12 protein-coding genes are annotated in these 12,962 nt (G+C 56.1%); all 12 read right to left on the bottom strand.

The genetic code is table 11. From position 1 onward, the window contains the following. Positions 1–887: cell envelope integrity protein TolA (gene tolA / locus KHQ23_RS21545; RefSeq protein ID WP_211777058.1), on the bottom strand; the 887-nt coding region annotated here is incomplete at its 3' end. 99 nt (positions 888–986) lie between these two features. After that, entirely contained in the window at positions 987–1,415 is a 429-nt protein-coding gene (tolR, locus tag KHQ23_RS21540; protein ID WP_002895061.1) for a colicin uptake protein TolR, read from the bottom strand. Positions 1,416–1,418: 3 nt separating this feature from the next. Further along, entirely contained in the window at positions 1,419–2,111 is a 693-nt protein-coding gene (gene tolQ / locus KHQ23_RS21535) for a Tol-Pal system protein TolQ (RefSeq protein ID WP_004152221.1), read from the bottom strand. Continuing rightward, positions 2,108–2,512 (bottom strand): tol-pal system-associated acyl-CoA thioesterase, encoded by a 405-nt coding sequence (ybgC, locus tag KHQ23_RS21530; protein ID WP_002895056.1) that lies wholly within the window; start codon positions 2,510–2,512, stop codon positions 2,108–2,110. The genes tolQ and ybgC overlap by 4 nt, the downstream gene beginning before the upstream one ends. Positions 2,513–2,661: 149 nt before the next feature. Beyond that, positions 2,662–2,952: a cyd operon protein YbgE gene (ybgE, locus tag KHQ23_RS21525; protein ID WP_002895053.1), complete on the bottom strand. Its 291-nt coding sequence runs from the start codon at positions 2,950–2,952 to the stop codon at positions 2,662–2,664. After that, positions 2,952–3,068, bottom strand: coding sequence for a cytochrome bd-I oxidase subunit CydX (cydX, locus tag KHQ23_RS21520; protein WP_002895051.1), 117 nt, complete (start codon positions 3,066–3,068; stop codon positions 2,952–2,954). Before cydX ends, ybgE begins: the two co-directional genes overlap by 1 nt. A gap of 15 nt (positions 3,069–3,083) precedes the next feature. After that, positions 3,084–4,223: a cytochrome d ubiquinol oxidase subunit II gene (cydB, locus tag KHQ23_RS21515; protein WP_002895049.1), complete on the bottom strand. Its 1,140-nt coding sequence runs from the start codon at positions 4,221–4,223 to the stop codon at positions 3,084–3,086. Between the two features lie 15 nt (positions 4,224–4,238). Then, entirely contained in the window at positions 4,239–5,807 is a 1,569-nt protein-coding gene (gene cydA / locus KHQ23_RS21510; RefSeq protein WP_002895047.1) for a cytochrome ubiquinol oxidase subunit I, read from the bottom strand. Between the two features lie 825 nt (positions 5,808–6,632). Continuing rightward, a complete protein-coding gene (gene sucD / locus KHQ23_RS21505) occupies positions 6,633–7,502 on the bottom strand; it encodes a succinate--CoA ligase subunit alpha (protein ID WP_002895043.1) in 870 nt (289 codons plus the stop codon). After that, entirely contained in the window at positions 7,502–8,668 is a 1,167-nt protein-coding gene (gene sucC, locus KHQ23_RS21500; RefSeq protein WP_002895039.1) for an ADP-forming succinate--CoA ligase subunit beta, read from the bottom strand. Before sucC ends, sucD begins: the two co-directional genes overlap by 1 nt. A 103-nt stretch (positions 8,669–8,771) precedes the next feature. After that, positions 8,772–9,998 (bottom strand): 2-oxoglutarate dehydrogenase complex dihydrolipoyllysine-residue succinyltransferase, encoded by a 1,227-nt coding sequence (odhB, locus tag KHQ23_RS21495; RefSeq protein ID WP_004142209.1) that lies wholly within the window; start codon positions 9,996–9,998, stop codon positions 8,772–8,774. A 14-nt stretch (positions 9,999–10,012) separates the two neighbouring features. After that, positions 10,013–12,820, bottom strand: a complete 2,808-nt coding sequence (gene sucA, locus KHQ23_RS21490; protein WP_004147623.1) for a 2-oxoglutarate dehydrogenase E1 component — start codon at positions 12,818–12,820, stop codon at positions 10,013–10,015. Positions 12,821–12,962: the final 142 nt, after the last annotated feature.

Here is a 12,962-nt window from a genome sequence, read left to right as displayed (position 1 = left end):
GCTGCCGCCTTGGCCGCTTTATCAGCTGCAGCCTTCTCTGCTGCAGCCGCTTTCGCTGCCGCCGCTTTTTCAGCGGCTGCGGCTTTCTCGGCGGCGGCCTTCTCAGCGGCCGCTTTTTGCGCGGCGGCTTTCTCAGCGGCTTTTTCGGCAGCCGCTTTTTCAGCTGCCGCCTGCTTAGCCGCTTCCTGCTGGGCTTTTTTCTCCGCTTCCTGTTGCGCTTTCTTCGCAGCCGCCGCTTCCGCTTTCTTCTGCGCCTCGGCCGCAGCTTTCGCCGCTTCAGCTTCCGCCTGTTTCTTCGCCTCGGCAGCGGCTTTCGCTGCAGCAGCTTCGGCCTGCTTCTTCGCGTCAGCAGCCGCCTTGGCCGCCGCCTGTTCTGCCGCTTTCGCCTGGGCATCCGCCTTCGCTTTCGCCTCGGCGGCCGCTTTGGCAGCGGCTTCCTGCGCTTCTTTTGCCTGTGCGTCCGCTTTGGCTTTTGCCGCCGCGGCGGCCTTGGCAGCCGCTTCTTCAGCCTGCTTCTGCTGCTCCTTCGCTTCTTTCGCCGCTTCCTGCGCCTGCAGCCGCTCCTGTTCGAGCTGTTTCAGCCGTTCCTGTTCCGCCGCCTGTTTCTCACGTAACTCTTCCGCCTGCTGCTGCGCCTGTTTTTCACGCTGTTCAGCGGCGCGACGTGCGCTGGCCTGCTGCTGTTGCTGACGGTTATAGTTATTTACCACCGCCCCCGGATCGACCATGACGGCATCAATCGACGATCCGCCGCCGCCGCCGGCAGAGGCATCCAGATGCTCGTCAAACGAACTCCAGATCAGCAGCGCGATCAGAATGATGTGCAGCGCGACTGAAATGATGATCGCTCGTTTAAGCTTGTCGTTTTGTTCGGTTGCCTTTGACACTATCGGTTCCCAAAAACTGTTCGCCTGTATCCGCGATGCGCACCGACGGCGAGCGATACCCGCCACCGGACGCCGCGCGGACGCACCTACCTGAAGCGATTAAATAGGTTTGGTCATCAAGCCGACCGATTTAACCCCTGCACTATGCAACAGGTTCAGCGCTTTAATAATTTCATCGTAAGGGACGTCTTTCGCACCGCCGATCAGGAATACCGTTTTTTCATTGGCTTCAAGACGACGCTTCGCTTCGGCAATTACCTGCTCCGGCGGCAGCTGGGACAGCGTCTCCTGCCCCACCTTCACGCTGTACTGCCCTACCCCGGAGACTTCCACAATCACCGGCGGATCGTCATTGCTTTTCACCGCTTGCGATTCCGTGGCGTCCGGCAGATCGACTTCCACGCTCTGCGTAATGATCGGCGCCGTTGCCATAAAGATCAGCAGCAGCACCAGCAGGACATCCAGCAGCGGAACGATGTTGATCTCGGACTTCAGTTCGCGACGTCCGCGTCCACGTGCTCTGGCCATGGCTTACCCCTTATTGCTTTCGCTGGTGGTAAAGGCCTGACGGTGCAGAATAGCGGTGAACTCTTCCATAAAGTTGTCGTAATTCAGTTCAAGCTTGTTCACGCGCTGGTTCAGGCGGTTATACGCCATGACCGCCGGGATCGCGGCGAACAGACCAATCGCGGTGGCGATCAGCGCTTCGGCGATACCTGGCGCCACCATCTGCAGGGTGGCCTGCTTCACCGCGCCAAGGGCGATAAAGGCGTGCATAATCCCCCAGACGGTACCGAACAGACCGATATACGGGCTGATCGAGCCTACGGTGCCGAGGAACGGAATATGGGTTTCCAGCGTTTCCAGTTCGCGGTTCATCGAAATACGCATCGCGCGCGATGCCCCTTCGACAATCGCTTCCGGCGCATGGCTGTTAGCCCGATGCAGGCGTGCAAACTCTTTGAAACCGCTGTAGAAGATTTGTTCCGAACCGGTCAGGTTATCGCGACGCCCCTGGCTCTCCTGGTACAGACGAGAGAGCTCGATCCCGGACCAGAATTTGTCCTCGAACGCTTCAGCTTCACGCGCGGCCGAGTTAAGGATACGCGTTCTCTGAATAATGATAGCCCAGGAAGCGATAGAAAAACCAATCAAAATCAACATGATAAGTTTTACCAGAAGGCTCGCCTTCAGGAACAAATCAAGGATATTCATGTCAGTCACTGCTTAAACTCCGCGACAATAGACTTGGGAAGCGCACGTGGCTTCATTAAGAGTGGATCAACGCACACAATGAGAACCTCAGCTTCGTTTAACACTGTATTCTCGGCGTTGACGATTCGCTGCGTGAAAACCAAAGAGGTGCCGCGCATCGAGGTAATTTCCGTCTGGACTTCGAGCATGTCGTCGAGTCTGGCGGGGGCAAAATACTCCAGCGTCATTTTGCGAACCACGAAGGCAACGCGTTCAGCCAACAGCACCTGTTGACTAAAGTGATGGTGGCGCAGCATCTCTGTGCGTGCTCTTTCATAAAAAGCGACGTAACTGGCGTGGTAAACCACACCACCGGCATCGGTATCTTCGTAGTAGACCCGAACCGGCCATCGAAACAGCGTTGTATTCACTTTACATCCCGGTAATGCAAAAAAAGGTTAGAGCTTTCAAACTTCGCTACTATACGCGCGGGAAAGGTGGTTTGGAATGGGGGAAAGTAAACGGGGCGTAAATTTTTATGGGCTTATGCAAGCCCATAGCATTAACAGAGATCTCTTATTCAAAAGAAGAAAAAGAAGAGACCCAAAGCGAGCACGATATCAGCGATAAGCGGACAAAAAATCCCCTGCCAGTGAACGGCACGCGGGCGAAAGCCCACGCCGTGAATAACGCCGCTGCAAACCGCCCACATCAGCAAGAAACCATGCCAGATTTCCAGCTCGCTGGTCTTCGCCGCAAAGCGCGACGGATCCCAGAAAATGCAGCCAGCCAGCAGCAGCGCCATCAATAAGGAAAGCGCCCGGAGCGGGCGCTTGTCCATTATCGCGTACAGAGTAGCGATAAATTTCATCAGATTTCTTCTTTCTTCCCGGCTTTGGTGGCTTCCACGTGCTCAAGCGCCAGCGCGGTAATGACCCCAAAAGCACAGGCAAGAAGCGTTCCCAAAATCCATGCGAAGTACCACATATATAGCTCCTTACCTTAGTACAGCGAGTGGGTATTCTTTTCGATGTCTTCGCGCGTGATGCGGCCAAACATCTTCCAGTAACACCAGCTGGTGTAGGCCAGAATGATCGGCACGAAAACAATCGCCACGTAGGTCATCAGGTTCAGCGTCCGCTGACTGGAGGTCGCGTCCCACATCGTCAGGCTGGCGTTCAGCATGGTGCTGGACGGCATGATGAACGGGAACATCGCGATACCGGCAGTCAGAATGATGCAGGCCAGGGTCAGCGAGGAGAACAGGAATGCCCAGGCACCTTTATCCGCTTTGGTCGAAACGACGGTCAGCAGCGGCAACACCACGCCCAGGGCAGGCACCGCCCACAGCGCTGGCATATTGTTAAAGTTCACCATCCACGCGCCAGCTTCCCGCACCACTTCCTTGGTCAGCGGGTTAGACGGGCCGGTATGGTCAATCACCGATTTCACCACATAGCCGTCGATGCCGTAGTAGACCCACACGCCCGCCAGCGCGAAGCAGACCAGCGTCACCAGCGCCGCCACCATGGAAACGGTGCGAGTACGCAGGTGCAGTTCGCCTACGGTACGCATCTGCAGGTAGGTGGCGCCCTGAGTCAGGATCATCGCCACGCTGACGATACCGGCCAGCAGACCAAACGGGTTCAGCAACTGGAAGAAGTTACCGGTATAGAACAGACGCAGGTATTCATCGACGTGGAACGGCACGCCCTGCAGCAGGTTGCCAAAGGCCACGCCAATCACCAGCGGCGGCACGAAGCTACCGATGAAGATGCCCCAGTCCCACATGTTGCGCCAGCGGGTGTCCTCGATCTTGGAACGGTAGTCAAAACCGACCGGACGGAAGAACAGCGAGGCCAGCACCAGAATCATCGCCACATAGAAGCCAGAGAACGCCGCGGCGTAAACCATCGGCCAGGCAGCGAACAGCGCGCCGCCGGCGGTGATCAGCCACACCTGGTTACCGTCCCAGTGCGGGGCGATGGCGTTGATCATAATCCGACGCTCGGTGTCGTTGCGGCCGAGGAAGCGGGTGAGCATGCCCACCCCCATGTCGAACCCGTCGGCGACGGCAAAACCAATCAGCAGAATGCCAATCAGCAGCCACCAGATAAAACGCAATACTTCATAATCGATCATTTGACGACTCCTGTCTTAGCGTGCCGACTGAATAGCCGCAGAGGACTGTTCAAAGTGATAGCGGCCGGTTTTCAGGCTGCTAGGTCCTTTGCGGGCAAACTTGAACATCAGGAACAGTTCAGCCACCAGGAACAGCGTGTACAGACCACAGATCAGCAACATTGAGAAGATCAGGTCGCCCGCGGTCAATGATGAGTTAGCCACCGCCGTCGGCAGGACCTCACCAATCGCCCACGGCTGACGGCCGTATTCGGCAACAAACCAGCCCGACTCCACGGCAATCCACGGCAGCGGCAGGCCGTAGAATGCGGCGCGCAGCAGCCATTTTTTCTCGCCGATGCGGTTACGGATCACGCTCCAGAAGGAGGCGCCTATAATCAGCAGCATCAGGATGCCGCACGCCACCATGATACGGAAGGCGAAGTACAGCGGTGCGACGCTTGGAATGGAGTCTTTGGTCGCTTTGGCGATCTGCTCTTCCGTGGCGTCAGCGACGTTCGGGGTATAGCGCTTCAACAGCAGGCCATAACCGAGGTCCTTCTTCACGTTATTGAACTGGTCACGCACGGCCTGATCGGTTGAACCGGCGCGCAGCTGTTCCAGCAGCGCGTAGGCTTTCATGCCGTTACGGATACGCTCTTCGTGCTGAACCATCAGATCCTTGAGGCCGATAACCGGTTTATCCACCGAGCGGGTAGCAATGATGCCCAGCGCGTAGGGGATCTGGATCGCAAAGTGGTTGGTCTGCGCATTCTGATCGGGAATACCAAACAGGGTGAAGGCCGCCGGCGCAGGCTGGGTTTCCCACTCTGCTTCGATAGCCGCCAGTTTGGTTTTCTGCACGTCACCCATTTCGTAACCGGATTCGTCACCCAGCACAATAACGGAGAGGATCGCCGCCATACCGAAGCTGGCTGCGATGGCAAAGGAGCGCTTGGCAAAGGCGAAGTCGCGACCTTTCAGCATGTACCAGGAGCTAATCGCCAGGATGAACATCGCGCCGGTGACATAGCCCGACGCCACAGTGTGAACGAATTTCACCTGGGCGACCGGGTTGAGCACCAGTTCAGAGAAGCTGACCATCTCCATACGCATGGTTTCGAAGTTGAAGTCCGATGCGATAGGGTTCTGCATCCAGCCGTTGGCGACAAGGATCCACAGCGCGGAGAGGTTGGAACCCAGCGCAACCAGCCAGGTGACGGCCATGTGCTGAACTTTGCCCAGACGATCCCAACCGAAGAAGAACAGACCTACAAAGGTGGATTCGAGGAAGAAGGCCATCAGACCTTCAATGGCCAGCGGCGCACCAAAGATATCGCCCACGTAGTGTGAGTAATACGACCAGTTAGTCCCGAACTGGAACTCCATGGTCAGACCGGTCGCCACACCCAGCGCGAAGTTGATACCAAACAACTTGCCCCAGAATTTGGTCATATCTTTATAAATCTGTTTGCCGGAAAGGACGTAGACCGTTTCCATGATGGCCAGCAGGAACGCCATACCGAGCGTTAGCGGCACAAACAGGAAGTGGTACATCGCGGTCAAGGCAAACTGTAAGCGCGACAGTTCGACTATATCTAACATCATGACTCCTTGCTCATCGCATGAAGACTCCGAAAATGAACCGAGAAGCTCTGGCTCATACGCATGCCCCAATACAAATTTATTTGTCGCCCGTCCACAGCAGGTTTCAATCGAAGGTAAAACCATGCCAGGGTAAGGTTACAAATACGTTAACGAAAAACCCAATTGATTCCCCAATATATTACGCCGCAATAACCTTACAATAAATATGTTTTTATTGTTCCAGTTTTACATTTTTCGACGGTGATCAATATATAGTGAAGATGGCTGAATTCAGCCAATTTGACTTGAGACAATTTAACGTTTTTTGAGGGATTTTTCCAAGGATTAAGTATTGATATAAATCAATTTTTACTCTATGTGTTAATTATGTAGCCCAATAAAGAATATTGGTGAACTTAATGTTAATTAAGTGTTTAAACTATGGCTTTTCCAGTTACTAAAAAGAGAGATATGAGAATCATAGGTAATATTATTTAACGTCGTGGAAAAAAAACAAAAAAAAGGAACCGATCCGAATAATGTTAGACCGCTCACAGTATTTTATCTTCTTCCTTATCCCCTGCCCCACGCTTTTTCGCTGCCGCTTTTGTTTCCCTACGGTACAGCCGGGGTATATTTTTTTAGCCACTACAGCGCATCGAAAATACTTATTAAATAATAAATTAAATCAATATGATAGATAGGGCTTTTCGCAGAAAATCAATTCGTTGTTGGCGCTGCGGTTCTGACGAGACGGTATAACGGTCACAAAAAAGGCCACCTGACGGTGGCCAACCATGTCGAAATCGGACAGATTTCTGCTTGCGGACAAGCAGAGAGGGTTTACTTGATAATAGCTTTCAGCGCTTCGCCGATGTCGGCCAGGCTGCGAACAGTTTTCACACCCGCCGCTTCCAGCGCTGCGAATTTCTCATCCGCTGTACCTTTACCGCCGGCGATGATAGCGCCCGCGTGGCCCATACGCTTGCCTTTCGGCGCGGTAACGCCCGCGATGTAGCCGACAACCGGCTTAGTGACATGATCTTTAATATAAGCCGCCGCTTCTTCTTCCGCGCTGCCGCCGATCTCACCGATCATGACGATCGCTTCGGTCTGCGGATCTTCCTCGAACATCTTCAGGATATCGATGAAGTTGGAGCCCGGGATCGGGTCGCCGCCGATACCGACGCAGGTAGACTGGCCGAAGCCGTAATCGGTGGTCTGCTTAACCGCTTCATAGGTCAGGGTGCCGGAACGGGAAACGATGCCCACTTTACCCGGCTTGTGAATGTGACCCGGCATGATGCCGATTTTGCACTCGCCCGGAGTGATAACGCCCGGGCAGTTCGGGCCGATCATACGCACGCCCGCTTCGTCCAGCTTCACCTTCACGGTCAGCATATCCAGCGTTGGGATACCTTCGGTGATGGTGATGATAAGCTTAATGCCCGCGTCGATCGCTTCCAGGATGGAATCTTTGCAGAACGGCGCCGGAACGTAGATCACGGTCGCGGTCGCGCCGGTCGCTTCAACGGCTTCGCGCACGGTGTTGAACACCGGCAGGCCCAGGTGAGTGGTGCCGCCTTTGCCTGGCGTCACGCCGCCAACCATTTGCGTACCGTAAGCGATCGCTTGTTCAGAGTGGAAGGTCCCCTGGCTACCGGTGAAGCCCTGGCAGATAACCTTGGTATCTTTATTGATTAAAACTGACATTATTTCCCCTCCACTGCGGCAACAACCTGCTGTGCTGCGTCCGTCAGACTTTTCGCTGCAATAATATTCAGGCCGCTGTCAGCCAGTTTTTTCGCGCCCAGTTCGGCGTTGTTACCTTCCAGACGAACCACAACCGGAACGTTAACCCCTACTTCCGCTACCGCGCCGATGATGCCGTCAGCGATCAGGTCGCAACGCACGATGCCGCCGAAGATGTTAACCAGCACCGCTTTAACGTTGTCGTCAGAGAGGATGATTTTGAACGCTTCGGTCACGCGCTCTTTGGTCGCGCCGCCGCCTACGTCGAGGAAGTTAGCCGGTTCGCCGCCGTGCAGCTTAACGATGTCCATGGTACCCATCGCCAGGCCTGCGCCGTTAACCATGCAGCCGATGTTGCCGTCCAGCGCGACGTAGTTCAGTTCCCACTGCGCCGCCTGCGCTTCACGTGGGTCTTCCTGAGACTGATCGCGCATTTCGCGCAGATCCGGCTGGCGGAACAGCGCGTTGCCGTCAGCGCCCAGTTTGCCGTCGAGGCAGATCAGGTCGCCCTGCTTGGTGATCACCAGCGGGTTGATCTCGATCAGCGCCAGGTCGCGCTCAAGGAAAATGGTCGCCAGACCCATGAAAATCTTGGTGAACTGCTGAACCTGTTTACCTTCCAGACCCAGTTTGAACGCCAGTTCACGACCCTGGTAAGGCATCGGGCCCGCCAGCGGATCGATGGCGATCTTGTGGATCAGGTGCGGGGTCTCTTCCGCCACTTTCTCGATTTCCACGCCGCCTTCGGTAGACGCCATGAACACCACGCGACGGGAGCTACGGTCAACAACCGCGCCCAGGTACAGCTCTTTGTCAATATCGGTCGCCGCTTCAACCAGGATCTGGTTAACCGGCTGGCCGTTTGCATCTGTTTGATAGGTCACCAGACGTTTGCCCAGCCAGTGCTCGGCAAATGCGCGGATCTCTTCTTTGCTCTTAACTACTTTCACACCGCCCGCTTTGCCGCGGCCACCAGCGTGAACCTGACATTTCACTACCCACGGACCCGCGCCGATTTTTGAAGCGGCTTCTTCTGCTTCACGCGGAGTAGTACAGGCATAACCCACCGGCGCCGGTAAGCCATAGCGGGCAAAAAGTTGTTTTGCCTGATATTCATGTAAGTTCATGTGTTCAGTCCATCCTTCAGGGTGTAATTATCTTTAAACCTGTAGGCCTGATAACGGCGCTAACGCGTGTTATCCGGCCTACGGTAGGTAATACGCTTGCTGACTACACGTCCAGCAGCAGACGGGTCGGATCTTCCAGCAGCTCTTTAATCGCCACCAGGAAGCCTACCGATTCACGTCCGTCGATCAGACGGTGGTCATAGGAGAGCGCCAGGTACATCATCGGCAGGATCTCTACCTTGCCATTGACCGCCATCGGACGGTCTTTAATGGCATGCATACCCAGAATAGCGCTCTGCGGTGGGTTGATGATCGGCGTGGACATCAGGGAGCCGAAGACGCCGCCGTTGGTAATAGTGAAGTTACCGCCGGTCAGGTCGTCTACGGTCAGCTTGCCGTCGCGGCCTTTCACTGCCAGCTCTTTGATATTCTTTTCGATATCCGCCATGCCCAGCAGGTCGACGTCACGCAGCACCGGGGTGACCAGACCGCGCGGAGTGGATACGGCCATGCTGACGTCGAAGTAGTTGTGGTACACCACGTCGTCGCCATCGATGGAAGCGTTCACTTCCGGATAGCGTTTCAGCGCTTCCACTACCGCTTTCACGTAGAAGGACATAAAGCCCAGGCGGATGCCATGACGTTTTTCGAACGCCTCACCGTACTGCTTACGCAGATCCATGATGGGCTTCATGTTGACTTCGTTAAAGGTCGTCAGCATGGCGGTAGAGTTTTTCGCTTCCAGCAGACGTTCGGCTACGCGTTTACGCAGGCGGGTCATCGGGACGCGTTTTTCCGAACGGTGGCCCAGCTGCGGCGCCGGCGCGGCTGCCGGGGCGGCGGCTGGCGCTTTGGCTTCTGCCGGCGCCGGGGCTTTCGCCAGATGTTTCTCAACGTCTTCGCGGGTCAGACGGCCGCCGACGCCAGTGCCTTTGATGGCCGCTGGGTCAAGGTTGTGTTCAGCCAGCAGACGACGGATCGCCGGGCTCAGCGCGTCGTTGTTCTGCTCTTCCAGAGAGGCCTGCTGACGCTGCGCCGGAGTGGACGCTTTCGCATCGGCTTTCTCGCTGCTTTCTTTACCTGCGCTGTTGCCTTCGCGCAGGCGGCCAAGGATCTGGCGAGACAGGACGGTGGCGCCCTCGTCTTCCAGCACTGCATCCAGAATGCCGTCCGCTGATGCCGGTACTTCCAGTACCACTTTGTCAGTTTCGATTTCGACCAGAACTTCGTCACGGACGACCGCGTCGCCCGGTTTTTTGTGCCAGGTGGCGACGGTTGCGTCAGCTACGGACTCAGGCAGGTCGGGAACCAGAATATCTACGCTACTCATTGTGTATCCTTTAATTAATCGACGTTCAGCGCGTCATTGACCAGATCTTGTTGCTGTTTCTGGTGAACGGACATATACCCTACCGCCGGAGAGGCGGAGGCCGGGCGGCCTGCATAACGCAGAGAGGCCCCAAACGGAATCACTTCACGGAAGTGATGCTGGCTGCAGTACCATGCGCCCTGGTTGAGCGGCTCTTCCTGGCACCAGACAAAATCATGCACGTGCGCATACGCTTTCAGCGCTTCCTGCACCGCCTGATGCGGGAACGGATAGAGCTGCTCGATACGAACGATAGCGACATCTTTTTGCTCGTTTTTGCGGCGCTGTTCCAGCAGGTCGTAGTAAACCTTACCAGAGCACAGCACAACGCGCTTCACAGCCTGCGGATCAAGTTGATCGATTTCACCAATAGCCGGCAGGAAAGTGCCGTTCGCCAGCTCATCCATGCTGGAGACCGCCAGCGGATGACGCAGCAGCGACTTCGGCGACATCACCACCAGCGGACGACGCATACCGCGCAGCGCCTGGCGACGCAGCATGTGATAAACCTGTGCCGGCGTGGACGGCACGCAGACCTGCATGTTTTGTTCAGCGCACAGCTGCAGATAACGCTCCAGACGCGCGGAGGAGTGCTCCGGGCCCTGGCCTTCGTAACCGTGCGGCAGGAGCATCACCAGGCCGCACATCCTCCCCCACTTCTGCTCACCGGAGGAGATGAACTGGTCGATCACCACCTGCGCACCGTTGGCGAAGTCGCCAAACTGCGCTTCCCAGATGGTCAGAGTGCGCGGCTCGGCGGTGGCGTAACCATATTCGAACGCCAGCACCGCTTCTTCAGACAGTACCGAGTCCCAAACGCGGAACTGGCCCTGGCCGTTATGGACATGCTGCAGCGGCGTGTAGGTTGAACCATTGGTCTGGTTATGGATCACCGCATGACGGTGGAAGAAGGTGCCGCGGCCGGAGTCTTCGCCGGACAGACGAACCGGAATACCTTCGTCAACCAGCGTGGCGTAGGCCAGGTTTTCGGCACCGCCCCAGTCAAACAGCTTCTCGCCTGCCGCCATCGCCTGGCGGTCGGCGTAAATTTTCGCCACGCGGGACTGCATTTCGATACCTTCCGGTACCGTGCTGATGCGTTTGGCCAACTCCTGCAGACGTTTCGGCTCAACTTTATCCGGATAGCTCTCGTCCCACTCGTGGTTGAGGTACGGCGACCAGGTAAAGGAATGCATATTCATCGGACGCCATTCCTGCACCACGCATTCGCCGGCATCCAGCGCATCGCGGTAGAGGTTAACCTGCTCGGTCGCATCTTCCAGAGTCGCCACCTTCTCCTGCTCCAGCTTGTCAGCATAGATTTTGCGCGGAGTCGGATGCTTTTTGATCTTCTGATACATCAGCGGCTGGGTTGCGCTCGGCTCATCGGCTTCGTTGTGGCCGTGACGGCGGTAGCACACCAGGTCAATGAAGACATCGCGTTTAAAGGTATTGCGGAAATCAAGCGCCAGACGGGTGACGAAGGCGACCGCTTCCGGATCGTCCGCATTGACGTGGAAAATCGGCGCCTGCACCATTTTACCGATGTCGGTGCAGTACGGCGTTGAGCGCGCATCCAGCGGGTTAGAGGTCGTGAAGCCCACCTGGTTATTGATAACGATGCGCACGGTACCGCCCACTTCGTAACCGCGGGCTTTGGACATGTTCAGAGTTTCCTGAACCACGCCCTGGCCGGTGACGGCGGCGTCGCCGTGGATGGTAATAGGCAGAACTTTGTTGCTGCTTGGCTCGTCCAGACGATCCAGACGGGCGCGTACGGAACCGATAACCACCGGGCTGACGATCTCGAGGTGCGACGGGTTAAACGCCAGCGCCAGGTGCACCAGACCGCCTTCGGTTTCCATATCGGAAGAGAAGCCCATGTGGTACTTCACGTCGCCGGTGCCGAGGTGTTCTTTATGTTTGCCCGCGAACTCGTCGAACAGGTCCTGCGGTTTTTTACCCAGCACGTTGACCAGCACGTTGAGACGGCCGCGGTGCGCCATGCCCAGCACCACTTCGCGGGTGCCGCTTTTGCCTGCATGGCGGATCATCTCTTTGAGCATCGGGATCAGGGCGTCGCCACCCTCCAGCGAGAAGCGCTTCGCCCCCGGGAATTTGGCGCCGAGGTAGCGCTCCAGACCTTCCGCGGCGGTCAGTTCGCTGAGGAAGCGTTTTTTCTCTTCCGCGGTAAAGCTCGCTTTGCCAGCTACCGATTCAATGCGCTGCTGGATCCAGCGTTTTTCTTCGGTAGAGGTGATATGCATGTATTCCGCGCCGATGGAGCCGCAGTAGGTTTGCTTGAGGGCGGCAATCAGCTCGCCCAGCTTCATCGTGTCTTTACCGATGGCAAATGAACCTACGTTATAGCTTTCCTGGAAATCGGCCTCGGTCAGATCGTGGTAGGCCGGATCGAGATCCGCCACTCTCTCTTGCTTCCACAGCCCCAGCGGATCGAGATTCGCATGCTGGTGGCCACGGAAACGGTATGCGTTGATGAGCTGCAGGACTTTAACCTGCTTCACATTGGTGTCTGGGTCGGAAATCGAAGAAGTGTAACGTGAGGCATCCTTCGCCAGTCGACGGAAATAATCACGCGTTTTGGAATGAAATTGATCCGGTTTAACTCCGGTGCCAGGTAACTGCTGGAACATTGAACGCCAGTTGGCGTCAACAGAGTCAGGATCGGTTAAGAAGTCTTCATAGAGCTGTTCTATCCAGCTCTGGTTCGAACCAGAGAGGTAAGAAGAGTCCAGCCAGGCTTTCATTGCGCCGTTCTGCATCGTGATCCCTTAAGCATTCATATGCTTATTTCGCCGTAGAAACTACCACGCACACCGAGTGCACGTGCCGGGGTTCACTTGTTGCGGACGAGTTGTGGTTTCTATCCGCTAAGGAACCTTTAAAAACTGCCATTAATCTTCA

This window comes from Klebsiella sp. 64 (genome assembly GCF_018223915.1).
In the GTDB taxonomy this organism is placed as follows: domain Bacteria; phylum Pseudomonadota; class Gammaproteobacteria; order Enterobacterales; family Enterobacteriaceae; genus Klebsiella; species Klebsiella pneumoniae.
This window is presented reverse-complemented; position numbering and strand designations above follow the sequence as displayed.